This window comes from Thiomonas sp. FB-6 (assembly GCF_000377645.1).
In the GTDB taxonomy this organism is placed as follows: Bacteria; Pseudomonadota; Gammaproteobacteria; order Burkholderiales; family Burkholderiaceae_C; genus Thiomonas_A.
Map to the genome: position 1 here is coordinate 34,658 of NZ_KB898488.1, position 22,630 is coordinate 57,287.

Below are 22,630 nucleotides of genomic sequence, written 5' to 3' on the forward strand. Positions count from 1 at the left end.
AGGAAAGGAAATGATCATGGCCATCGATCACGCACGTTCCGGCGAAGCCGTCGACGTGAGACCGCTCGGGCAGGGCGTGCAGGCCGAGCGCAGCAAGGCGCTGTTCAAGGCCCGCGACCTGGAGGTCGTGCGGCTGGTGCTGCGCACGGGCGAGCAGATGGCGCCGCACAAGGTCGCGGGGGACATCACCATCCACTGTCTGGAGGGCGCGCTGAAGGTCACGGTCGACGGTGCCGAGCAGCCGATGCTCGCGGGCCAGCTGATGTACCTGCAGGGCGGCTGCCTGCACGGACTGGTCGCCACCGAGGATGCCTCGGCGCTGCTGACCATCGCATTGCCGCGTTGAAGCCGCCGCGGCGCGAGCCTGTGGACTACGGCTGCGCGCGCGTCGGCCCCGAGCCGGCCCCGCTTTGCTCGATCGCCGAGGCGATCGCGGCCAGGTCGGCGGCGTCCAGTTCCAGGGTCGCCGCGTCCAGCCAGCCGTCGACCTGCTGCGGCGTGCGCGCGCCGACGATGGCGCCGGTCACGCCGGGCCATGCGAGGGTCCACGCGATCGCCACCGCGGCCACGGTGCTGCGATGGCGCTCGGCCAGCGCTTGCAGCAAGGCGGCCAGCCTCAGGTTGCGCTGCAGGCGCTCGCCCGTGAACTCCGGGCTGCGCGAGCGCCAGTCGTCGGCGGGCAGCGCGGCCGCGCGCTCGGCGCTGAAACGTCCGCTGAGCAGGCCGGCCTGCATGGGGCTGTAGACGATCACGCCGGTCTGGTGCGCGGCGCACAAGGGCAGCTCCTTCAGGGCCACGTCGCGGCGGATCGCCGAAAACGGCGGCTGCAGCGTGTCCACGTGGCCCAGGCGCTCGGCCGCCTCGAGCTGCGCGGCGTCGTGGTTGGACAGGCCGACCGCGCGCACCTTGCCCGCGCGCTTGAGATCGAGCAGGGCCTGCCAGTACTCCTCCAGCGGCGCGCCGTCCTTGGCGGGCCAGTGCATCTGGTACAGGTCGATACGCTCCACGCCCAGGCGGCGCAGGGATTCCTCCACCTCGGCGCGTATGCTCGCGGCCGCGCCGACGGCGCGCGCCGGGGCCTTGCGATCCTGGGGGTCCCAGCGCAGGCCGCATTTGGTGAACACGTAGGGCCTGTGCTCGGCGGGTAGGCCGGCCAGAGCCTGGCGTACGACCTCCTCAGAATGTCCCAGCCCGTACACGGCCGCGGTGTCGATCCAGTTGACGCCGCGCTCCACGGCGTGACGGATCGCGGCGATGGAGTCGCGGTCGTCCTGCGCGCCCCAGCCCACGGCCCAGTCCGGGCCGCCCGCGGCCCAGGAGCCGAAGCCCACGCGGGTGATGTGCATGTCGGTGCTGCCCAGCCGGCGCAGCGGCAGCGCGCCGCCGTCGCGGTCTTGTGCCTGGTTCATGTCGGGTCCCTGATCGGTCTGAAACCGACATTCTTGTGCATCTGCGCGATTCCTTCCCGTCATGGCTCGAAGCGGCCGCCGAGGCGCGGCCGGCTTCAGCTCGCGCGCTGCGGCAGCAGGCGTCGCCACTGGCCTGCGGCCAGCGCGGTGCCCGCCAGGATGACGGCGCAGCCCAGCAGCATCGGGGCCGTGATCGCTTCGTGCAGGAACAGGCGCCCCCACAGCATGCCGAATACCGGGATGAGGAAGGTGACCGAGGCCGCATAGGCCGCGCCCACCCTCGCCAGCAGGCGGAAGTACAGGACGTAGGCGACGGCGGTGCACAGCACGGCCAGTGCCAGCACGTAGGCCCAGACGACCGGCGGTACCGGGGCGCTCGGCCACAGCGCCGCGCCCGGAAGCGCCAGCATCAGCGCGGCGAAGCCCTGGCTGGCGAATGCCGTGAGCAGGGGATCCACCTGGGCCAGGTGCCGGCGCGCGTAGTGCACGGCGAAGCCGTAGGACATCGGGGCCAGCAGCACCAGGCCGGCCGCCGCCAGCGAGCCCGCGGGCCCGGTGTCGGCCTGGCCGGCGACCAGCAGCACCACGCCCCCCAGGCCCACCACGAGGCCGACCCCCTGGGTGCGGGTGACGGCGGCTCCGAAGGCCAGCGCGCCGACCAGTGCGGCCCACAGCGGCGTGGTGGCGTTGAGGATGGATTCATAGCCCGCGCCCAGATGCCGGGCCCCCGCCGCGAACAGCGAGAAGGGCAGGGCCGAGTTGCTCAGGCCCACCACGGCCAGCGCCCGCCAGTGGCGCCGCAACTGCGCGCGCCGGCTGGCGTTGCGCAGCACCGGCAGCAGCACCAGCGCGGCGATGCTCACGCGCAGCGCGATCAGCGGCAGCGCGCCCAGCACCGGCGCGCACAGGCGCAGGAACAGGAAGGAGCCGCCCCAGATGGCGGCGAGCAGCAGGAGTTCGAACAGCGGCATGGTTGCGGGCCTTCAGCGAGCGCGGGAAGCGCGTAGCCGCAATGTAGCCGCCGCCCGCGCGCCGGTCTGGCCGGAAACGGACCTGCGCCTGCTCGCGTGGCGCGCGCGTCGGGGCCGCTCCCCCCCCCGGGCGAAGGCGCAAAAAAAGCCGCCCCGGAGGGCGGCTGCCTGAGCGCTCGCGGTCGGCTTCAGCCGAGTTCCTCGTACAGCGGCAGGGTCAGGAATTCCACGAAGTCCTGGGCCGTGGCCATCTGCTCGAAAATCCGCGCGGCCTTGTCGAAGTGGCCTTCGGCGCCGGTGGCCTTGACCTTCGCCAGTTCCTCCGGGATCAGCGCGCGCACCATGTCGGCGCTGACCTTGCGGCCGTCGTCGAGCACGCCCTTGGGGCTGTGGATCCACTGCCACACCTGGCTGCGCGAGATTTCGGCCGTGGCGGCGTCTTCCATCAGGTTGTGGATGGGCACCGCGCCGCTGCCGGCCAGCCAGGCACCCAGGTAATGGATGCCCACGTTGACGTTGTTGCGCAGCCCGGCCTCGGTGATCGGCGATTCCGGGCGGAAGTCCAGCAGGTCGGCCGCGCTGACCTTCACGTCGTCGCGGGTCTTGGAGAACTGGTTCGGCTTGTCGCCCAGCACGGCGACGAACTCCTCCATCGCCGGCCCCACCAGCCCGGGGTGCGCCACCCAGCCGCCGTCGTAGCCGTCGGTGGCGTCGCGACGCTTGTCGGCGCGGATGCCTTCCATGGCCTTGGCGTTCTTCTCCGGATCGTTCTTGATCGGGATCAGCGCGCTCATGCCGCCGATGGCGGGCGCGCCGCGGTGGTGGCAGGTCTTGAGCAGCAGCAGCGCGTAGGCCCGCATGAACGGCGCCGTCATCGTGATCAGCGCGCGGTCGGCCAGGCAGAAGTCGCGGTTGCTCTTGAACTTCTTGATGGCGCTGAAGATGTAGTCCCAGCGCCCGGCGTTCAGCCCGGCGCTGTGCTCGCGCAGTTCGTACAGGATCTCGTCCATCTCGAAGGCCGCGGTGATGGTCTCGACCAGCACGGTGGCCTTGATGGTGCCGCGCGGCAGGCCCAGCTCATCCTGCGCGGCCACGAACACGTCGTTCCACAGGCGCGCTTCCTGGTGGCTCTCCAGCTTGGGGAGGTAGAAGTAGGGGCCCGCGCCGCGCGCCAGCTGCTCGCGAGCGTTGTGGAACAGGAACAGGCCGAAGTCGAACAGGCCGCCGCTGACGCGCTGGCCGTCGATCAGCACGTGCTTCTCGTCCAGGTGCCAGCCGCGCGGGCGCACCTGCAGCACGGCGATCTTGTCGGCCAGGCGGTAGGTCTTGCCGTTCTGCTCCAGCGAGATCTCGCGGCGCACCGCCTGCGACAGGTTGAACTGGCCGCGGATCTGGTTGTCCCAGTTCGGGGTGTTGGCGTCCTCGAAGTCGGCCATGTAGCTGTCGGCCCCCGAGTTGAACGCGTTGATGATCATCTTGCGGTCGACCGGGCCGGTGATCTCCACGCGCCGCGTGTGCAGCGCCGGCGGCACCGGGGCGATGCGCCAGTCGCCTTCGCGCACCGAGCGGGTCTCGGCCGGGAAGTCGGGGCGCTCGCCGGCGTCCAGGCGCTTGGCGCGCTCGACACGGGCGGCCAGCAGTTGCTGGCGCCGCGCCTCGAACTGGCGGTGCAGCTTGGCGACGAAGCCCAGCGCCTCGGCGCTGAGCACGGAATCGAATTCAGGGTTGTGCGGCGCCGTGATGGTCACGCCCGCCGGCAGTTGAGGGTGCTGCATGCGAATCTCCAGGGTTTCCAGCTTTTTTCAGCTTGTTCATCGATGATCGGGACAGATCATGTCCCAAGGGGCGCCGGCGCGGCGCCACCGTGCCGGCCCGGCGGTAGCCTCGGCACGGAAGGTTCCAATCCATTATTAGACACCAGCGCGCGCCGGACGACTCGCGGGCGCTGTACCCATGCTGCGCTGCGTCAACGCAGGGTGTCGCGCAGGGAGCGCCAGCCCTGCGCGGCCAGGTACAGCGCGAAGCTCAGCGCGGCGATCCAGGTGCTGGCGGGCCAGCCCACGGCATAGGAAGCCTCCAGCCCCGCGCAGGCCAGGCCCACGCCGAGCAGCATGGACAGCAGCACGCCCGGGCCCAGGCGCCGGGTCAGCGCCTGCGCCGCCGCGGGCGGGCCGACCAGGAAGGCGAAGATCAGCAGCGCGCCGATCACCGGCACCGCCACCGCCACCGTGGCCGCCAGCAGCAGCGCGAACAGCAGGTCGAGCAGGTTCACCGGCACGCCTCGGGTGCGCGCCATGTCCGGGTTGAGGCTGGCCAGGCACAGCGGGCGGTAGATCAGGCCCAGGCCGAGCAGCGCGCCGGCCGCCACCAGCAGCGACAGCCGCGCCTGCGCGGCGCTGATGCCCACGATGCTGCCGAAGAGCATGCTCATGGCCGATTGCGCGTTGCGCGTGTACAGGCTGAGGAACAGCACCCCCAGGCCCAGCGCGAACATGAGCACCATGCCGATGCCCACGTCGCGCTGGCGCAGGCGCCGTCCGGCCAGGGCCAGCGCCACACCGGCCGCCAGCGTGAAGGCGAACAGCCCCAGGTAGGCGCTCAGGCCCAGCACGATGGCGCCCGCGGCGCCGGCGAAGCCGATGTGCGACAGCGCATGGGCGGCGAAGGTCTGGCGCCGCAGCGTGACGAAATAGCCCACCGCGGCGGCCGCCGCGCCGATGGCGCCGGAGGCCAGCAGCGCCTGGCGCATGAAGGCGTACTCGAGGCCCAGGATCACGGCGGATCCTCCGACGCAGCGTGCGCAGGGTCGTGCGCATGGTGGTGCCCATGGCCGTTTCCAGGACCGTGCGCGCCCGGCGCGTCGGCGCTGCCGTGGTGGCAAGGCCCGCCTTCCTCGGCCATGAAGCCGCGCGCCGGGTGGATGAACAGGTAGCCGTCGTGGCGCGCCACCTGCATGGGCAGCCCGTACAAGGCACTCAGCACGCCGGGCTCGATGACCTCGTCGACGCGGCCCTGCCGGCCGCGCCCGCCGGCCAGGTACAGCACGCTGTCCATCAGGCCCAGCAGGGGGTTGATGTCGTGCGCGCTGAGCAGCACCGTCAGGCCCTGGCGGTCGCGCAGCGCGCGCACCAGTTCGAGCACGCCGAGCTGGGCGCGCGGATCCAGGTTGGCCAGCGGCTCGTCCAGCAGCAGCATGCGCACCGGGTTCACCAGCGCCTGCGCGATGCACACGCGCTGGCGTTCGCCGCCGGACAGCGTGTCCATGCCGCGCTGCGCCAGATGCCCGGCGGCGGTCGCCTGCAAGGCTTCGCGCACCGCGGCAGCGCGCCGGGCCCGCCCGCCCGGCGACAGGCCGATGCCCCAGCGCTCGCCCTGCCAGGCGCTGGCCACGAAATCGCAGGCGCGCAGGCGCGACCAGGCCCCGTCGGGCACGCCCTGCGCGACGTAGCCGATGGCGCGTCGCGCTTGCGCGGCCGCGCCCCCGAACACGCGCAACTCGCCCTGGCGTACCGGCAGCAGCCCGGCCAGCGCCTGCAGCAGCGTGGTCTTGCCGGCACCGTTGCTGCCGAACAGGCCCACCACCTGGCCCTGCGCGATGCGCAGATCCAGGTCGCCTACCACGTCGCGCGCGCCGCGCGCCAGGTGCAGGCCCCGCGCCAGCACCGCGGCGGTGGTGTCGGTCGCGCTGTCGGTCGCGTGCTCGGGGCCGGACGCGGTGGGCATGAAGGAGGGCCTGGATCGGTCTGGATGGGAAGCGCCGATCATAATGCAAGTCGATTGCATAAAAGGTTTCGGCGGTAAGGGGCGGAGGCTTTGCGACAATACCCACATGAGCACGATCGCCAACGACACTTTCCTGCGTGCGCTGCTGCGCCAGCCCACCGAATTCACCCCCTTGTGGCTGATGCGCCAGGCCGGACGCTACTTGCCCGAATACAACGCGACACGCTCGCGCGCGGGCAGCTTCCTGGGCTTGGCCACGAGCCCGGACCTGGCCACCGAGGTCACGCTGCAGCCGCTGGAGCGCTGGGATCTGGACGCGGCCATCCTGTTCTCCGACATCCTCACCGTGCCCGACGCCATGGGCCTGGGGCTGCGTTTCGCCGCTGGCGAGGGACCGCGCTTCGAGCATGCGCTGCGCACCGAGGCGCAGATCCGCGCCTTGCAGGTGCCGGAACTGGACAAGCTGCGCTACGTGTTCGACGCCGTCTCGCAGATCCGCCGCGCGCTGACCCGCGACGGGGTGCAGCGCGTGCCCCTGATCGGTTTCGCCGGCAGCCCCTGGACCCTGGCCTGCTACATGGTCGAGGGGCAGGGCAGCGACGACTGGCGCCAGACCAAGACCCTGATGTACTCGCGCCCGGACCTGATGCACCACATCCTGCGGGTCAACGCGCAGTCGGTGGCGGCCTACCTGAACGCCCAGATCGAGGCCGGCGCGCAGGCGGTGATGCTGTTCGATTCCTGGGGCGGCGCGCTGGCCGACGGCGCCTTCCAGGAGTTCTCGCTGCAGTACAGCCGGCTCGTGCTGGGCGCGCTTCGCCGCGAGCACGAGGGGCGGCGCGTGCCCGCGATCCTGTTCACCAAGGGCGGCGGGCCCTGGCTGCGTGAAATGAGCGAGTCCGGCGCGGACGCGCTGGGCGTGGACTGGACCGTCAACCTGGGCCGCGCGCGCGAACTGGTGGGCCAGCGCGTGGCGCTGCAGGGCAACCTTGACCCGACGGTGCTGTTCGCGCCGCCCGAGCGCATCGAGCACGAGGTGCGCGCGGTGCTCGACAGCTTCGGCCCCATCGCCGCCGGCGAGGCCGCGGGGCACGTGTTCAACCTTGGGCACGGGATTTCGCAATTCACCCCGGCCGAGCATGTGGGAGTGCTGGTGCGGACCGTGCACGAGCACAGCCGCGCGCTGCACCAGCGCGGGGCCTGATTTCGGTGCGCGGCGGCGGGGGGAGCCGCCCAATTCCGCCCCGTTGTCAAGCCCGAAGCACCGATTTATACACACCGCGCCCGATTTTAGGACATAGCGCAGGGATCCCAGACCTTACTTCAGGATGGGTCATTCAACCCATTGAATTTCAAGGGTTTATGGCCGTTTTGTGCAGAGCGGCATGACTGGTGTCTGCAGTTATCCACAGATCTCGACATGATCAGGGCGGGCTCTATGCACAAAGTTATCCACAGATTGGGGATTCCCCTGATCGGCCGATGGGCAGCACGCCGCGGGGCCGCGCGCGAGGCGAGCCGCTACTCACATTCCGCTGGCGGGGCGGGGCGCTGCTCGTGGTAAACCCGCAGGCCGCCGGGCTGCTTCCGGGCGAGCCGGCGGGAGCCGGCGCCTGGCGCCTGCGCGTGGCGGTGGACGCTCCGATCTGGGGCGCGCTGGACTACAGCGGCGAGCGCGAGCTGGCGCCAGGCACCGTGGTCCGCGTGCCCTTGGGGCGGCAGACGGTCTGCGGCGTCGTGCTGGAGGCGCTGGTCCTGGAGCCCGGCGCCGCCGAGGGCCTCAAGGCGGTGCACGAGGCCTGCGAGGCGCTCCAGCCCCTGGGGGCCGAGTGGATCGAGCTGCTGCGCTTCACCGCCGACTATTACCAGCGCCCGCTGGGCGAACTGATGGCGGCCGCGTTGCCGGGCTGGCTGCGCGAACAGGGGGCGCGGGCGGTGGAGCGCCGGCTGCAGGCCGCGCGCCGTGCCGGCATGCGCTACCGGCTGAGCCCGCAGGGGCGCGAGCAGCTGGCGCGCAGCCTGGGGCCGCGCAGCACCGCGCTGTGGCGCCTGGCCGAGGCGCTCGGCCTGCCCGCGCCGCGTGCATCGGGTGCCCAGGCTCCCGCGGCACAACCGCCCGCCGAGCCGCCGGCTGCCGCCGCGGCGCAGGCCGGCGCGCTTCACACGCTGGACGAGGCCGGCGCGCGGCGCCTGCATCCGCGCGGCGCGGCGCTGCTGCGGGAGTGGGCGAGCCTGGGCTGGTTGTGCGCGCTGGCGCCCGAGGCGCCGCCCGCGGCGGCCGGCGAGGCGCTCAGCCTGCACGCCGAACAGGAACAGGCCCTGCGCGTTCTGGCCGAGCAGCAGGGATTCGGCGCGCACTTGTTGTTCGGCGTGACCGGCAGCGGCAAGACCGAGGTCTACCTGCGCGCCGTGCAGCGGGTGCTCGAACGCGACCCGAGGGCCCAGGCGCTGGTGCTCACGCCGGAGATCAACCTCACGCCCCAGTTGCTGCGGCGCTTCGCCGAGCGTTTCCCCGGCGAGCGCCTGGCCCTGTTGCACAGCGGCCTGGCGGAAGCCGAGCGCTTCGACCATTGGGCCGCAGCGCACGCCGGGCATGCGCGCATCGTGCTGGGCACGCGCCTGGCGGTGCTGTCCAGCCTGCCGGGCCTGGCGCTGGTGGTGGTCGACGAGGAACACGATCCTTCCTACAAGCAACAGGAAGGCGCACGCTACTCCGCCCGCGACCTGGCGGTGTGGCGCGCGCGCCAGCGCGGCGTTCCGGTGCTGCTGGGCTCGGCCACGCCGTCGCTGGAGTCCTGGCATGCCGCCACCCAGGGGCGCTACGGGCTGCTGCGCATGCAGCAGCGTGCCAGCGGGGCCTTGCCCCGCGTGCGCCTGCTGCCCAGCCACCACGACCCCCTGCTGCGCGCCGGCGGTCCGATCGGGCAGATCCTGTTCGACGCTCTCACGCAGCGCCTGGAACAAGGCGAGCAGAGCCTGCTGTTTCTCAACCGGCGCGGTTACGCGCCGGTGCTGTGCTGCCCCGATTGCGGCTGGAAGTCGGATTGCCCGCATTGCGACGCGCACCTGGTCTACCACCGCGACGACCGCAGCCTGCGCTGCCACCACTGCGGGCACCGCGCCGCCGTGCCCCGCGCCTGTCCGGACTGCGGCAGCCTGGACCTGCAGCCCCTGGGCCGCGGCACGCAGCGCGTGCAGGAGGCGCTGGCGCAGCTGTTCCCGCAGGCGCGCATCGCGCGCATCGACGCCGACACCGCTTCGCGCAAGGGCCAGGCCGAGGCCGGTTTCGCGCAGGTGCACGCCGGCGAGGTGGACATCCTGGTGGGCACCCAGATGGTCACCAAGGGGCACGACTTCCAGCGCGTCAGCCTGGTCGCCGCGCTCAACCCCGACGCGGGCCTGTTCAGCCACGACCCGCGCGCGCCCGAGCGCCTGTTCGCGCAACTCGTGCAGGCGGCCGGACGCGCCGGCCGCGCCGGCGGCTCCACGCTGGAGCCGCAGATGCTGGTGCAGACCGCCTACCCGGAGCACCCGCTGTACCAGGCGCTGCAGCGCAACGACTACGCCGGCTTCGCCGAGCGCGAATTGCTCGAACGCCGGCGCGCCGGCATGCCACCCTTCAGCTTCCAGGCCCTGCTGCGCGCCGAGCATGCGCGCGAACAGCGCCTGCAGGAGTTCGTCGAGCAGGCCGCCGAACTGGCGGCCGGCCTCGTCGCCGACGCCGGGCCCACCATCTACCCGCCGGTGCCGGCGAGCCTGGCCCGGCTGGCGGGCGTGCATCGGCTGCAGCTGCTCGTGGAGGCGCCCCGCCGCGCGCTGCTGCACGCCTTCCTCGCACGCTGGCGCCAGGCCCTGCAGGACCTGCGCGGCGGCGTGCGCTGGGCCATCGACGTCGACCCCACCGAGTTCTGAACGACCGTACCGAGCGCAGGGGCTGCGCTCGGTACGCTGACTCAGCGGGCGAAATCTCCGAGCAAGCCCTGGGCCATGTTCAATGGGGGAGCGTGGCGCCTCGGGCTGCGACGGGGGCGGCCGGCGCGGGCTGCGCCGCCGCGCGCCATTGCTGCAGCAGCGCCTCCCACTGGGGCAGCACCTGCTCCATGCTGCGCTGCTTCACCGGGCCGTAGCCGGCGATGCGCGAGGGCATCTCGGCCACGCGCACCGCCAGATCCAGGTTGTCGGCGCGCAGGCCCGCCAGCAGGCTCTCGACGCTCTCGCGGTAGCGCTGGATCAGCGCGCGCTCGGCCCGCCGCTCCCCGCTGCGCCCGAAGGGGTCGAAGGCGCTGCCGCGCAGCACCTTGCCGTGGCGCAGCAGGCGCAGCGCCGTGCCCATCCAGGGGCCGAACTCGACCTTGCGCGGGCGTCCGTCGGGGCCGGGGCGGCTGAACAGCGGCGGCGCCATGTGGTAGCGCAGCTTGAAGTCGCCGTCGAACTGTTCGCGCAGCGACCTGGCGAAGGAGGGGTCGCTGTGCAGGCGCGCGACTTCGTATTCGTCCTTGTAGGCCATCAGCTTGAACAGCGTGCGCGCCACCGCCTCGCTCAGGCGCTTGCTCCCCAGCGCCGACTCCGCCTGCGCCACGCGCGTCACCAGCTCCTGGTAGCTGCTCGCGTAGGCGGCGTTCTGGTAGCCGCTCAGGAACTCGCTGCGCGTGCGCACCAGATCGTCCAGCCCGGGCCGGCGCGCGAAGGCGATGACCTGCTCGGTCGCGCCCAGCGCGGCCAGCTGCTGCGGGTGCGCGGCGGCATGTCGGCCCCATTCGAAGGCGGCGCGGTTCTGCGCCACCGCCACCTCGTTGAGCTCGATGGCGCGCAGCAGCGATTCGCGGCGCAGCGGGATCCAGCCCTTCTGCCACGCGAAGCCCAGCATCATCGGGTTGGCGTAGATGCTGTCGCCGAGCACGCGGCGGGCCAGCGCGTCGGCGTCGAAGCCGGCGATCTGTCCGGCGCCCACGGCCTGTTCCAGCGCCTGGTGGCAGGCCGCTTCCGGGAATTGCCATTGCGGCTGGTGCACCAGCGCGGCGGTCGGCGCGCCGTGGGTGTTCAGCGCGACGAAGGTGCGGTCCTTGCGCACGCGCGCCAGGGTCTCGCGGTCGGCCGCCACGATGGGGTCGCAGCCCAGCACCAGCTCGGCCTCGGCCATCGCGATGCGCGTGGTGTGGATCTGCGCCGGATCGTCGGCGATGAGCACGTGGCTCCAGGTCGCGCCGCCCTTTTGCGCCAGGCCGGCGGCGTCCTGCGTGACGATGCCCTTGCCCTCGATGTGCGCGGCCACGCCCAGCAGCTGTCCGATGGTGATCACCCCGGTGCCGCCGATGCCGGCCACCAGGATGCCGTAGTTGCCGCCGCCGGCGCGGTCGGCCTTCACCGGATCCGGCACCTGCGGCTCCTCCAGCGCGGGCAGCGCCTCCAGGCTGGGCGCCGCGGCCGCGGCGGCCTTGCGAGGCTTGGCCCCCTCCAGCGACACGAAGCTCGGGCAGAAGCCCTTCAGGCAGGAGAAGTCCTTGTTGCAGCTGCTCTGGTTGATGGTGCGCTTGCGCCCGAACTCGGTCTCCAGCGGCTCCACCGACAGGCAGTTGCTCTGCTCGGAGCAATCCCCGCAGCCCTCGCACACCAGCGGGTTGATGGCCACGCGGCGGTCGGGCTCGGCCAGGGTGCCGCGCTTGCGGCGGCGCCGTTTCTCGGTGGCGCAGGTCTGGTCGAAGATCAGCACCGTGGTGCCGGGCACTTCGCGCAGCCGGCGCTGCACCGGGTCCAGCTCGTCGCGGTGGTGCACGGTCACGCCGGGGGCGAGGTCGCGCACCTCGCGGTACTTGTCCGGCTCGTCGCTGAGCACGACGATCTCGCGCACCCCTTCGGCGTGCAGCTCGCGGCTGATCTGCCCCACGCTGAGCTGGCCCTCGACGGGCTGCCCGCCGGTCATCGCCACGGCGCCGTTGTAGAGGATCTTGTAGGTGATGTTGGCGCCGCTGGCGATGGCCTGGCGGATGGCCAGCAGGCCGGAGTGGTAGTAGGTGCCGTCGCCCAGGTTGGCGAACACGTGCTTGTCGGTGGTGAACGGCGCCTGGCCCACCCAGGCGGCGCCTTCGCCGCCCATCTGGCTGAAGGTGGAGGTGGAGCGGTCCATCCACACCACCATGTAGTGGCAGCCGATGCCGGCCATCGCGCGCGAGCCCTCCGGCACGCGGGTGCTGGTGTTGTGGGGGCAGCCCGAGCAGAACCACGGCGGGCGCTTCTCGCTGGGCGGCGCCTCGGCCAGCGCGCGCTCCTTGGCCTCGATCAGCGCCACGCGTTCGCGCACGCGGCGCTGCAGGTCCTGCGACGCACGCGCCAGCAGGCCCAGGCGCTCCAGGCGCGAGGCGATGGCGCGCGCGATCACCGCGGGGTTCAGGTCGGCCTTGGCCGGCAGCAGCCAGTTGTCGCCCGGGTTGGCCTGGCTCCACTCGCCGCCGCTGCGGTCGCCGGGCGTCTCGTTGAACTTGCCGATCACGTTGGGGCGGACGTCTTCCCGCCAGTTGTACAACTCTTCCTTGAGCTGGTACTCGATGATCTGGCGCTTTTCTTCGATCACCAGGATTTCTTGCAATCCCGTGGCGAACTCGCGGGTGATGTGCGCCTCCAGCGGCCACACCACCGCCACCTTGTGCACGCGCAGGCCCAGTTGCGCGCAGGCCTGTTCGTCCAGCCCGAGATCGGCCAGCGCCTGGCGCGTGTCGTTGTAGGCCTTGCCCGAGGCCATCAGTCCCAGGCGGGCGTCGGGGCTGTCGATGACCGTGTGGTTCAGTCGGTTCGCGCGCACGTAGGCCAGCGCCGCGTACCACTTCACGTCCATCAGGCGGGCTTCCTGGCTCAGCGGATCGTCGGGCCAGCGGATGTGCACGCCGCCCTCGGGCATGGGAAAGTCCTCGGGCATCAGGATGCGCACGCGCTCGGGCGACACGTCCACCGAGGCCGAGGATTCCACCACTTCCTGGATGGTCTTCATGCCGGCCCACAGGCCGCTGTAGCGGCTCATGGCCAGCGCATGCAGCCCCAGGTCCAGGATGTCCTGCACGTTGCTGGGGAAGAACACCGGGAAGCCCACGGCCTTGAACACGTGGTCGCTCTGGTGCGCCGCGGTGGAGCTCTTGGCCACGTGGTCGTCGCCGGCCACCGCGATGACCCCGCCGTGGCGTGCGGTGCCGGCCATGTTGGCGTGCTTGAACACGTCGCCGCAGCGGTCCACGCCCGGACCCTTGCCGTACCAGATGCCGAACACGCCGTCGAAGCGCTTGCTCTGCGGGTACAGGTCGAGCTGCTGGCTGCCCCACAGCGCGGTGGCGGCGAGTTCTTCGTTGACCCCCGGCTGGAACACGACGTCGTTGTCCGCCAGCAGCTTGCGCGCCTTCCACAGCGCCTGGTCGTAGCCCCCCAGCGGGGAGCCGCGGTAGCCGCTGATGAAGCCGGCGGTGCGCAGCCCCTCCAGCTGGTCGCGCTTGCGCTGCAGCAGGGGCAGGCGCACCAGCGCGTGAATGCCGCTCATGAAGGCGCGGCCGGATTCCAGGGTGTACTTGTCGTCGAGACGGATCGTCTCCAGGGCCCGACGGACGGCTTCGGGCAGCGCTGCGTTCATGGCGCCTATCTCCTCAATGTGCGACTCGATGCGCAACGGCCGTCCCCCGCCACGGTGGTGGCAGGTGGTTCGCGACCGGCACGGCAGGGTGATGCCGCGCCCGCCACGGGGCGGGCTTCGTGGGCCCGCCCTGCGGTCGTCTCTCAGCGGGCATCCTAGTCGGGCGCCCGGCGCTTGCCAACAGCAGGGCTACCTATGCGCGGCGAGCCGCGTACGACGCTGCCCGGCGCTGCTCAGCGGTGCTCAGCGTTGCTCCAGGCACAGCACCGCGCTGCCCGGGTTGCGCAGGTTGGAGATCGTGGCCTGCCGGCCCTTGAACCACACCTGGACCTCGCCGTTGGCATAGCGCGCGCCGTCGGCGGCGACCGTCTGCTCGAGTTGCAGCACGCCCAGCGCGGTGCTCATGGTCACGCTGACGTCGCCGAAGCTGGCCAGGAAGGAGGTGCCGTCGTTGCACACGTAGCGCACGGCGCCGGGCGGCAGCGCAAGGGGTTGCGAGGCCGAGGGGGCCGGCGCCGAAGCCATGGGCGAGGGGGCGGAAGCCGCGGCGGGAGCGGAAGCCGCGGCACCCGCCGGGGCCGACGCGGAGGACGCAGCCGAGGCCGCCGCCGGAGCCGAGGCTCCCGGCTGCGCGGGCAGGCTGGCGGCGCTGGCCGGGGCCAGCGGCTGGACTTCCACGCCCGGCGTGGGCTGCAGGCCCTGGGCCTGCGCCGCCGGTTGCGCGGCCACGCTGGCAGCGGGAGCCGGCGCGGAAGCCGCGGACGCGGCCGGATGCAGCACCACCACCGGCGCGGGGCCGTTGAGCGAGACGGTCTCGCAGCCGCCGAGCAGGCCCAGCGCGGCCGCCGCGCCCAGCGCCAGGGCGCTGCGCGGCAGTCGCAGATGGGCGCGCAGCGCAGCAGACATTCGCATGGGGGACGTCGAGGCGGGCATCGAGGCGGACTCCTTGGCTGCGGATGACATGCATTACACCAGATCGCTCAGGGCGCGGTGCCGGGAGTGTCGGGCTGCGCGCGAGGCAGCAGGATCCACATGCGCCCGGGCGACTGCATGCGCCCGGCCGCGTCGCCGGCTGCGTCGCCGGTGCCGAAGAACAGGTCGGCGCGAAGCGGGCCGCGGATGGCCCCTCCCACGTCCTGGGCGAACACCAGGCGCCGCAGCGGCTGGCCGGCCACCCGGGTGGACAGCCACAGCGGCATGCCCAGCGCCAGCAGCTTCTTGTCCACCGCGACGCTGCGCAGCGCCGTCAGCGGAACGCCCAGCGCTCCCAGCGGGCCGCGCCCGGCGTGCTGCAGCGGCGCGGCGTGGAAGAACACCACGCGCGGGTTGGCGTCCAGCATCTGCTGCACGCGCTCCGGGTGCAACTGCGCCCAGGCGCGGATGATCTGCATGGTGACGGTGCCGCGCAGGTCCCCCTGGTCCAGCAGCCAGCGCCCCACCGACTTGTAGGGCCAGCCGTTGTCCCCCGCGTAGCTCAGGCGCAGCATCGAGCCGTCGGGCAGGCGCAGCAGCCCCGAGCCCTGCACCTGCAGGAACAGCGCGTCCACCGGGCTGCTCAGCCAGGCGACCACGTTGCGGTCGAGCTGGCGCCGCGCCTGCGCGTCGCCTTCGATCTGCGCGCGGCTCCAGAAGGGCTCCACCCGCGGCGGCCCGTCGCCGGTGTCCACGGTGCGGCCGCGTCGCACCTCGCCGGCGGTGCTGGCGGGCAGGTCCACGAGGTCGTCCGGCAGGCCCCACAGCGGCACCACGTAGGGCCAGCCGCGCGTGGTCGAGCCCGCGAACACCGGTTCGTAATAGCCGGTGACCAGCCCATCGTCGGCCCCGCCCGGCGACAGCAGCTGCCAGGGCTGGAACCACTGCTCGAAAAAGGTCCGTTGCGCCGCGAGGTCGGACTCGCCGATCGCCGCGGAGGCCGCGCAGGCTCGCGCCAGCAAGGGCACGCGGGCGCCGCAGTCGCGGCGCCAGGCGCGCCACAGGTCCTGGAAGTCGTCGGCGTTCCAGCCCGGCAGCTGCGCGAAGCTCGTCGCGCGCATGGGCAGCGGGCTCGCGGCGGCGGGCGGCACGGGCGCGGAAGCAGCGGCGGGGGGCAGGGCGGGCGCCGCCGGCGACGAAGCCACCGGCGCGGACGAGCCGGCGCTCACCGGCGCCTGGCCCGAGCCCGGCAGCGGGGTGGTCGCGCAGGAGCCCAGCAGCACGCAGGCGCCCAGCAGGCCCGGCAGCAGCGCGCTCAGCCGGGCCAGGCGCCGCCCACGGGGCGCGGCACTCGGGGACTGCGCGGGCCGGGTCATGCGCGCCAGCGGCTTCAATGCAGGGTCACGCCCGGCGGGATCAGCGCGAATTCGGGGATGGGCGCGTCGAACTGCGATCCGTCCTCGGCCACGCACAGGTAGCTTCCGCGCATGCTTCCGCTGGGCGTGCGCAGGCGCGTCCAGCTGGTGTACTCGAACACCTCGCCGGGGCGCAGCAGCGGCTGGTGGCCCACCACGCCGAGCCCTCGCACCTCCTCGGTGCGGCCCGATTCGTCGACGATGATCCAGTGCCGGGCGATCAGTTGCGCCGCGCGGCTGCCGCTGTTGCGGATGCGCACGGTGTAGCTGTAGGCCCACATGCCCTGCTGGACATCGGACTCGTCGGGCAGGAACGCGGGCTCCACCGACACCGAGAATTGATACGCATCCATGGTGGCGACGATTGTAGACACGCCGCGCTCCGGGGGAAGGGGCCCCCTCCTAGAATGTGCGCACCATGACGACCTACCGCATCGCTCCCAGCATTCTGTCGGCCGATTTCGCCCGCCTGGGCGACGAGGTCCGCAGCGTCATCGACGCCGGCGCCGATTTCATCCACTTCGACGTGATGGACAACCACTACGTCCCCAACCTCACGGTGGGGCCGCTGGTGGCGCAGGCCATCAAGCCCTATTGCAAGCGCGCCGACGGCACCCCGGTGGCGCTGGACGTGCACCTGATGGTCGAGCCCGTGGACGCGCTGGCGCAGATGTTCGCCAAGGCGGGGGCCGACATCATCAGCTTCCACCCCGAGGCCACCCGCCACGTGGACCGCACGCTGCAGCTGATCCGCGACGCCGGCTGCCGCGCCGGGCTGGTGTTCAACCCGGCTTCCAGCCTGGACGTGCTCGACCACGTGATGGACAAGGTCGACCTGGTGCTGATCATGAGCGTGAACCCCGGCTTCGGCGGGCAGAGCTTCATTCCCGAGGCGCTGCGCAAGACCGCCATGGTGCGCCAGCGCCTGGACGCCTACCGCGCGCACAGCGGGCGCGAGGTGCTGCTGGAGGTCGACGGCGGCATCAAGGCCGACAACATCGCCGCGGTGGCCGCCGCCGGCGCCGACACCTTCGTGGCCGGCAGCGCGATCTTCGGCCACAAGGACTACCGCGCCGTCATCGACGCGATGCGCGGCGAACTGGCCAGGGTGGCATGAGCGCCGTGCACGGCCGCTCCGAAGCGGCGCTCCACTCCCTCGGGGAGTCGAGCGTAGCGAGGAGGGTCGTCCCATGAGCGCCGTGCACGGCCGCTCCGAAGCGGCGCTCCACTCCCTCGGGGAGTCGAGCGTAGCGAGGAGGGTCGTCCCATGAGCGCCGTGCACGGCCGCTCCGAAGCGGCGCTCCACTCCCTCGGGGAGTCGAGCGTAGCGAGGAGGGCAGTCCAGTGAGCCCGGCGGCGCCCGCCGGGGCCGCCGCGGTCTCGGTGGCCGGCGTGCCCGTGCGCGCGGCCATCGTCGACCTCGACGGAACCATGGTCGACACCCTGGGCGACTTCCTGGTGGCCCTGCGGGGCATGCTGCATGAACTCGGCCTGGGCGAGATCACGCCCGAGCAGGTCGCGCAGCGCGTGGGCAAGGGCTCGGAGCATCTGGTCGCGCAGGTGCTGCGCCTGCACCTGCCGGCGCAGCAGGCCGACGCGCTGCACCCGCGGGCGCTGCGCGTGTACCAGCAGCACTACACGCAGGCCAACGGCCGGCATTCCGCACTCTTTCCCGGGGTGCTCGAGGGCCTGCGGCGCCTGCGCGACGCGGGCCTGGCACTGGCCTGCGTGACCAACAAGCCCGGGATGCACGCGCGCGCACTGCTCGAACGCAAGGGCCTGCTGGAGTTCTTTTCCGAGATCGCCGGCGGTGACGCCTACGAGCGCAAGAAGCCCGATCCGCTTCCGCTGCTGCGCACCTGCGAGCGCCTCGGGCACGCACCCGCGCGCACCCTGATGGTGGGGGACTCCCAGAACGACGCCGCCGCCGCCGCGGCCGCCGGCTGCCCCGCGGTGCTGGCCACCTACGGCTACAACCACGGCGAGCCGATTCGCGCCACGCCGGCGCTGGCCTATTTCGACCGCCTGGACCAGCTGCCCCTGGCCTGAGCGCCGCGCCCGCTCACTTCGAGTCGTCGAAGTCGCCCAGCAGGGCCTTCTTCAGGCCTTGCGCGGCGGGGCGCGGGCCCAGCCACACGCGCAGCAGGTTGTCGAAGAAGTGCGCGTCGGCGTAGGGCGCGCCCTCGACCTGCCCGTTGATGCTGATGCGCATCCCCTGGCCCGGCACGTCGGCCAGCTCGACCACGTCGCCCTCGTGGAGCTCATGCCGGTCGGCGAACAGCCCGCCCATGCGCGCCAGGCCCGTGATCATGGTGGCGAAGTCGGCCGCGGGCACGTTGTTCTTGATGTCCTCGGTCAGCTTGTCGCCCAGTTCCTTGCCGCTGACGTCGCGCAGCATGACCAGGCGCATCAGCTTGGGCCCGGGCATGCCCAGCGCGGCGCTGGCGCTGTGCGCGGGCCGCGGCAGGTACAGCTCGGCCACGTAGACCTTGAAGATCAGGAAGTAGCGTGTTCCCGCGCCGTTGAGCATGAGCCGGGTGCTGCCCACCTGCGCGCTCGGCGGCACGCTGACGCCGTGCAGGCGCAAGGCGCCGGGCGCTTGCGCGGCCGGCGCCGACGCGCCGGGGGCGGCGGGTGCGGAGGCCGGTTGGGACGCCTGCGCGGCGCCGGCGCCTGGAGCCAGCGCCAGGCACAGTGCCAGGCACGAGGGCAGGCTCAGCAGCGGCAGCGGCACGCGGCGCGGCGGTCTGGACGGGCGGGGCAGACGCATCGGGGCTCCTCGACGGTTGAAAAGCGAACGACCGTTCGCATGGGGCGGCAGTGTGCCTGCATCGCGACGGCTTGGCAATCGGCCCGCGCCCACATGCTGCGCGCCGTGGGGATTTGCTAAAGTTCGCGCAGCTTGGGTATTGTCCGTTTTCCGCGGGCCCTGTCTTCGTCCTCGTCGATGTTCCTCTCTCGCAAGCACACCTTGGGTTCGCTGGACCGGGGAGCCTGGCCCTGGCGCCGCTGCTGCTCGCGCCGCTGCGCGGCGTGACCGGCGGCGCCACGCGCCGCAGCCGAGAGACCGCCCGTCGCGGGCGGCCCATGAACATCCGGCGGCCCCGGGGCCGCCAGTGAGTCCACCCATGACCGAAACCGAATTCCAGGCCCTGGCCGACGCCGGCTACAACCGCATCGCGATGGTCTCGCAGGCCTTCGCCGATCTCGAGACCCCGCTGTCGCTGTATCTCAAGCTCACCGACGGCGGCGCGGCGCGCAACACCTTCCTGCTCGAATCCGTGGTCGGCGGCGAGCGCTTCGGACGCTACTCCTTCATCGGCCTGGCCGCCGGCACCGAGCTGCGCGTGAAGGCCGGCGTCACGCGCGTGCTGCGCGACGGCGTCGAGGTCGAGCGTTCCGAGCAGCCGCCGCTGGCCTTCATCGAGGCCTTCCGCGCCCGCCACAAGGTGGCACTGCCCCAGGGCATGCCGCGTTTTTGCGGCGGCCTGGCCGGCTACTTCGGCTATGACGCGGCGCGCTACATCGAGCCGCGCCTGCAGGCCTCGGCGCAGCGCAACCCGCGCCCGGACCCGCTGGAGCTTCCCGACATCCTGCTGCTGCAATGCGAGGAACTGGCGGTCATCGACAATCTGGCGGGCCGCCTGAGCTTCATCGTCTACGCCGACCCGACCCAGCCCGATGCCCACGCGCGCGCCCGCGCCCGCCTGCTGGAGTTGCGCGAACGCCTGCGCGCCAGCGTGAAGGCGCCGGCCATGCCCGCGGCCGAGGTGACGCCGGTGGAGCACGAGTTCGAGCACGCCGACTACCTGCGCGCGGTGGAGCGTGCCAAGGAACTGATCGCCGCCGGGGACTTCATGCAGGTGCAGGTCGGCCAGCGCCTGCGCAAGCGCTTCGGGCAGTCGCCGCTGTCGCTGTACCGGGCGCTGCGCACGCTGAATCCCTCGCCCTACATGTACCTGTACAACTTCGGCGACTTCCAGGTGGTGGGTTCGTCGCCGGAAATCCTGGTGCGGCAGGAGGCCACGCCCGAGGGGCAGAAGGTGACCATCCGCCCGCTGGCCGGCACGCGCCCGCGCGGCGAAACCGCCGAGCGGGACCTGACCAACGAGCGCGAACTTCTGGCCGACCCCAAGGAGCGCGCCGAGCACCTGATGCTCATCGACCTGGCGCGCAACGACCTGGGGCGCATCGCGCGCATCGGCACCGTGCAGGTGACCGAGGCCTTCGCCATCGAGCGCTATTCCCATGTCATGCACATCGTCAGCAACGTCGAGGGCCTGCTGCAACCCGGCCTGGGCGCGCTGGACGTGATGCGCGCCACCTTCCCCGCCGGCACGCTGTCGGGGGCGCCGAAAATCCGCGCCATGGAGGTGATCGACGAACTCGAACCCACGCGCCGCGGCCTGTACGGCGGGGCCGTGGGCTACTGGAGCTTCGCCGGCGACATGGACCTGGCCATCGCCATCCGCACCGGCATCGTCAAGGACGGCTGGCTGTACGTGCAGGCGGCCGCGGGCGTGGTCGCCGACTCGGTGCCCGAGATGGAATGGCGCGAGACCGAGGCCAAGGCGCGCGCGGTGCTGCGCGCGGCCGAGCAGGTGCAGCAGGGCCTGGACGCCTGAGCAGGCGCCCGCGCCCCCTTTGCATCGCAGGCCGGCCGGCGGCATGGACGCGAGTTCGCGCAAGGCGGCACGCGGCGAGGCCGTCGGGGCCATGCTGTGGGGCGTGCAGCTGGCGGCGGTGGCCGTTGCGGCCCGCGACGTGCCGCCGCTGCTGCAGGCCACGCTGACCAGCACGGCCTCGCTGCTCCTGTTGTGGCTGTGGACCCGCTGGCGCCACATCGCCGTGTTCGCGCAGGACGCCACGCTGACCCCCGGCATGGGCCTGGGCCTGCTGTTCAGCGTGCGCCTGGCGCTGCTGTACCTGGCCGTGCCGCACGTGGGCGCCGCCGCCACCGTGGAATTCAGCGCGGGCGCCGTGCTGCTGCAGGCCGCGCTGCGGCGCGGACCGCGCGCGTGGCCGGCCCTGCTCGCCGGCGTGCTGGTGCTGCTCGTGCTGAGCGCCGTGCTGCCGCTGCCCGGGCTGGCTCTGGCCGCGTGCGCCGCGCTGGCGTGGGTGGCCCAGCAACGCCTGCTGCGCGACCCGCGGCTGATCGACTGCGCCGGCGAGCAGTTCGTGTTCTACCAGCTGATCGGTGCCGCCGTCACCCTGCCGGTGGCCTCGGTGGTGGCCGGCGAGAACTGGTTGGTGCATCCGGGCGCCACGGCATGGTGGGCGCTGGCCGCGCAGGTCGCCTGCTGCGTGCTTGCGCTGGCCTTGCTGTGGATCGCGCCGCGCGACGGCGTGCGGCAGGGAACCCTGCCGGCGCTGCTGCCCCTGGCGGCCGGCGCGGCGCTGCTGCTGCAGTCCCTGCTGGAAAACGCGGCGCCGTGGGCCTGCTGGGCCGGCCTCGCCTTGCTCGTGCCCGGCGCGCTGTGGCTGCAGCTGGGGCTCAGGGATGCCGGGGCCCGGGCCTGGGGATGAATTTCCAGCTGCGCGCGCGGTAGGCGGCGTATTCGGGCCAGCGCCGCAGCAGCAGGCGCTCCTCCATCGAGGACTTGCCCTGCAGCACCAGCAGCAGCCCCACCCAGGCGGCCAGGCGGGGCAGGTCCGCGGCCGACGCCGCCACCGCGGCCATCAGCAGCAGCAGCGAGCTGTACATGGGGTGGCGCATGCGCCGGTAGGGACCGCCCGTGACCAGGCGCCCCGAGGGCCGCGGCTCCGGGCGGATGTTGAAATTGCCCGGTCGGTTCCAGGCCAGCACCCAGGCGCCCAGGCCCAGTCCGGCCGCCGCGAGGCCCAGCGCCGCGGCGTTCAGGCGCCAATGCGCCGGCCACAGCAGCATCAGCGCGATGAGGGCGAACTGGGCCAGCACCCACAGGCGACCCTGGAGCCCCGGACTCAAGATGTCCCTCCGTGCGCCCCTGGGGTTGTCCGCAAGGGGGTGAACGACGTTTCCATGCAACGCATGGTAGTGCGCGCCTGCCCGGGCTCCACCCTGAAAACCTGGCCGGCGGCTCCGTATCCACCCGTATCAGGGTTTGCCAGGGGGGCTGAGCAGGCGCAAAATAGGGTCTGGACACAATCCTTCGTGCAGGCTCCTCCGATGCTAGATCCCACCGATCCGGCGGCCGTACAACGCGCCGTGCAACGGGCCTTGAACCGTGATCTCCAGCCCGGGGAAATCCTGGTGCTGGGGCGCACGCACGAAGGACGCGCCTTCCGCCCCAGCGACTGGGCCGAGCGCCTGGCCGGGGTGATGTCGCGCTTCCGCCCCATCGGGGCCGGGCACGCCGAGGAACACCTGTGCTATTCGCCCCTGTGCATGCCCACGCTGGTCGACGGCGTGCGCGCGGTGGTGGTCAGCCGCGAACTGGCCGACGTGGAGCCCATGGCCTACCAGTTCGTGCTGCGTTTCGCGCGCGACAACAACCTCGAGACCGTGCAGGCCTGCATGCTGGACCTCGACTCGGCCGGGCAGGCTACAGCGCATGCCCCCGCTGCCGACGCCAGCGGCTTGCGCGTGGCCTGAACCATCGCCGGGCTGCA

General features: G+C 72.4%; 19 protein-coding genes. 8 read left to right on the top strand and 11 right to left on the bottom strand.

Annotated elements, in window-relative coordinates; genetic code table 11:
- Nucleotides 1–16: 16 nt before the first annotated feature.
- Nucleotides 17–346 (top strand): cupin domain-containing protein, encoded by a 330-nt coding sequence (locus D466_RS0113430; protein ID WP_026285249.1) that lies wholly within the window; start codon nt 17–19, stop codon nt 344–346.
- Between the two features lie 25 nt (nt 347–371).
- Here the strand turns inward: D466_RS0113430 and D466_RS0113435 are convergent, their stop codons facing one another.
- From D466_RS0113435 to D466_RS0113455, 5 genes are all read right to left on the bottom strand, one after another.
- The gene (locus D466_RS0113435; RefSeq protein WP_156004306.1) at nt 372–1,346 is read right to left on the bottom strand and encodes an aldo/keto reductase; all 975 of its coding nucleotides are present in this window, start codon (nt 1,344–1,346) and stop codon (nt 372–374) included.
- 158 nt (nt 1,347–1,504) lie between these two features.
- A complete protein-coding gene (locus D466_RS0113440; RefSeq protein WP_018914233.1) occupies nt 1,505–2,380 on the bottom strand; it encodes a DMT family transporter in 876 nt (291 codons plus the stop codon).
- A 188-nt stretch (nt 2,381–2,568) separates the two neighbouring features.
- Nucleotides 2,569–4,155: a malate synthase A gene (aceB, locus tag D466_RS0113445; protein ID WP_018914234.1), complete on the bottom strand. Its 1,587-nt coding sequence runs from the start codon at nt 4,153–4,155 to the stop codon at nt 2,569–2,571.
- A 191-nt stretch (nt 4,156–4,346) separates the two neighbouring features.
- Complete coding sequence (locus D466_RS0113450) at nt 4,347–5,156, bottom strand: metal ABC transporter permease (RefSeq protein ID WP_018914235.1); 810 nt, start codon at nt 5,154–5,156, stop codon at nt 4,347–4,349.
- Nucleotides 5,153–6,103, bottom strand: a complete 951-nt coding sequence (locus D466_RS0113455; protein WP_018914236.1) for a metal ABC transporter ATP-binding protein — start codon at nt 6,101–6,103, stop codon at nt 5,153–5,155. Before D466_RS0113455 ends, D466_RS0113450 begins: the two co-directional genes overlap by 4 nt.
- 106 nt (nt 6,104–6,209) lie before the next feature.
- Here D466_RS0113455 and hemE point away from each other — a divergent pair, with 106 nt between their 5' ends.
- Together hemE and D466_RS0113465 are read left to right on the top strand one after the other, a co-directional pair.
- Nucleotides 6,210–7,307: a uroporphyrinogen decarboxylase gene (hemE, locus tag D466_RS0113460; RefSeq protein WP_018914237.1), complete on the top strand. Its 1,098-nt coding sequence runs from the start codon at nt 6,210–6,212 to the stop codon at nt 7,305–7,307.
- Between the two features lie 353 nt (nt 7,308–7,660).
- Entirely contained in the window at nt 7,661–10,015 is a 2,355-nt protein-coding gene (locus D466_RS0113465; protein ID WP_231385728.1) for a primosomal protein N', read from the top strand.
- A gap of 79 nt (nt 10,016–10,094) precedes the next feature.
- Here the strand turns inward: D466_RS0113465 and D466_RS0113470 are convergent, their stop codons facing one another.
- The 4 genes from D466_RS0113470 to apaG all read right to left on the bottom strand — a co-directional run bounded on the left by D466_RS0113470 (nt 10,095) and on the right by apaG (nt 16,392).
- Nucleotides 10,095–13,712, bottom strand: coding sequence for an indolepyruvate ferredoxin oxidoreductase family protein (locus D466_RS0113470; RefSeq protein ID WP_018914239.1), 3,618 nt, complete (start codon nt 13,710–13,712; stop codon nt 10,095–10,097).
- Between the two features lie 243 nt (nt 13,713–13,955).
- Entirely contained in the window at nt 13,956–14,624 is a 669-nt protein-coding gene (locus D466_RS0113475) for an MliC family protein (protein WP_051083756.1), read from the bottom strand.
- Between the two features lie 68 nt (nt 14,625–14,692).
- The gene (locus D466_RS0113480; protein WP_156004300.1) at nt 14,693–16,000 is read right to left on the bottom strand and encodes a murein transglycosylase A; all 1,308 of its coding nucleotides are present in this window, start codon (nt 15,998–16,000) and stop codon (nt 14,693–14,695) included.
- 14 nt (nt 16,001–16,014) lie between these two features.
- Nucleotides 16,015–16,392 carry a Co2+/Mg2+ efflux protein ApaG gene (gene apaG / locus D466_RS0113485; protein WP_018914241.1) on the bottom strand — a complete coding sequence of 126 codons (378 nt, stop codon included), beginning with the start codon at nt 16,390–16,392 and terminating at the stop codon, nt 16,015–16,017.
- Between the two features lie 65 nt (nt 16,393–16,457).
- Between apaG and rpe the strand changes: the two genes are divergently transcribed.
- Nucleotides 16,458–17,156, top strand: a complete 699-nt coding sequence (rpe, locus tag D466_RS0113490; RefSeq protein ID WP_018914242.1) for a ribulose-phosphate 3-epimerase — start codon at nt 16,458–16,460, stop codon at nt 17,154–17,156.
- Nucleotides 17,157–17,383: 227 nt separating this feature from the next.
- A complete protein-coding gene (gene gph, locus D466_RS0113495) occupies nt 17,384–18,088 on the top strand; it encodes a phosphoglycolate phosphatase (RefSeq protein WP_018914243.1) in 705 nt (234 codons plus the stop codon).
- 13 nt (nt 18,089–18,101) lie between these two features.
- Here gph and D466_RS24035 read toward each other — a convergent pair whose 3' ends face one another.
- The gene (locus tag D466_RS24035) at nt 18,102–18,809 is read right to left on the bottom strand and encodes a chalcone isomerase family protein (protein ID WP_196803480.1); all 708 of its coding nucleotides are present in this window, start codon (nt 18,807–18,809) and stop codon (nt 18,102–18,104) included.
- Nucleotides 18,810–19,167: 358 nt separating this feature from the next.
- Here D466_RS24035 and trpE point away from each other — a divergent pair, with 358 nt between their 5' ends.
- Nucleotides 19,168–20,664 carry an anthranilate synthase component I gene (trpE, locus tag D466_RS0113505; protein WP_018914245.1) on the top strand — a complete coding sequence of 499 codons (1,497 nt, stop codon included), beginning with the start codon at nt 19,168–19,170 and terminating at the stop codon, nt 20,662–20,664.
- A 43-nt stretch (nt 20,665–20,707) separates the two neighbouring features.
- Entirely contained in the window at nt 20,708–21,565 is an 858-nt protein-coding gene (locus tag D466_RS0113510; RefSeq protein ID WP_018914246.1) for a hypothetical protein, read from the top strand.
- Here D466_RS0113510 and D466_RS0113515 read toward each other — a convergent pair.
- On the bottom strand, nt 21,534–21,986 hold the full coding sequence (locus tag D466_RS0113515) for an isoprenylcysteine carboxylmethyltransferase family protein (RefSeq protein WP_038166263.1): 453 nt from the start codon (nt 21,984–21,986) through the stop codon (nt 21,534–21,536). The genes D466_RS0113510 and D466_RS0113515 overlap by 32 nt on opposite strands.
- 285 nt (nt 21,987–22,271) lie before the next feature.
- Here D466_RS0113515 and D466_RS21800 point away from each other — a divergent pair, with 285 nt between their 5' ends.
- A complete protein-coding gene (locus D466_RS21800; protein ID WP_018914248.1) occupies nt 22,272–22,613 on the top strand; it encodes a DUF3579 domain-containing protein in 342 nt (113 codons plus the stop codon).
- The last annotated feature ends 17 nt before the right edge of the window (nt 22,614–22,630 follow it).

Excerpts from the sequence above, each read along its gene's own strand:
- D466_RS0113455 (WP_018914236.1), bottom strand. The coding sequence starts at position 6,103 with ATGCCCACCGCGTCCGGCCCCGAGCACGCGACCGACAGCGCGACCGAC.
- trpE (WP_018914245.1), top strand. The coding sequence starts at position 19,168 with ATGACCGAAACCGAATTCCAGGCCCTGGCCGACGCCGGCTACAACCGC.
- D466_RS0113510 (WP_018914246.1), top strand. The coding sequence starts at position 20,708 with ATGGACGCGAGTTCGCGCAAGGCGGCACGCGGCGAGGCCGTCGGGGCC.
- rpe (WP_018914242.1), top strand. The coding sequence starts at position 16,458 with ATGACGACCTACCGCATCGCTCCCAGCATTCTGTCGGCCGATTTCGCC.
- D466_RS0113435 (WP_156004306.1), bottom strand. The coding sequence starts at position 1,346 with ATGCACATCACCCGCGTGGGCTTCGGCTCCTGGGCCGCGGGCGGCCCG.
- D466_RS24035 (WP_196803480.1), bottom strand. The coding sequence starts at position 18,809 with ATGCGTCTGCCCCGCCCGTCCAGACCGCCGCGCCGCGTGCCGCTGCCG.
- D466_RS0113440 (WP_018914233.1), bottom strand. The coding sequence starts at position 2,380 with ATGCCGCTGTTCGAACTCCTGCTGCTCGCCGCCATCTGGGGCGGCTCC.
- D466_RS0113475 (WP_051083756.1), bottom strand. The coding sequence starts at position 14,624 with ATGCGAATGTCTGCTGCGCTGCGCGCCCATCTGCGACTGCCGCGCAGC.
- aceB (WP_018914234.1), bottom strand. The coding sequence starts at position 4,155 with ATGCAGCACCCTCAACTGCCGGCGGGCGTGACCATCACGGCGCCGCAC.
- D466_RS0113430 (WP_026285249.1), top strand. The coding sequence starts at position 17 with ATGGCCATCGATCACGCACGTTCCGGCGAAGCCGTCGACGTGAGACCG.
- hemE (WP_018914237.1), top strand. The coding sequence starts at position 6,210 with ATGAGCACGATCGCCAACGACACTTTCCTGCGTGCGCTGCTGCGCCAG.
- D466_RS0113480 (WP_156004300.1), bottom strand. The coding sequence starts at position 16,000 with ATGACCCGGCCCGCGCAGTCCCCGAGTGCCGCGCCCCGTGGGCGGCGC.
- apaG (WP_018914241.1), bottom strand. The coding sequence starts at position 16,392 with ATGGATGCGTATCAATTCTCGGTGTCGGTGGAGCCCGCGTTCCTGCCC.
- D466_RS0113470 (WP_018914239.1), bottom strand. The coding sequence starts at position 13,712 with ATGAACGCAGCGCTGCCCGAAGCCGTCCGTCGGGCCCTGGAGACGATC.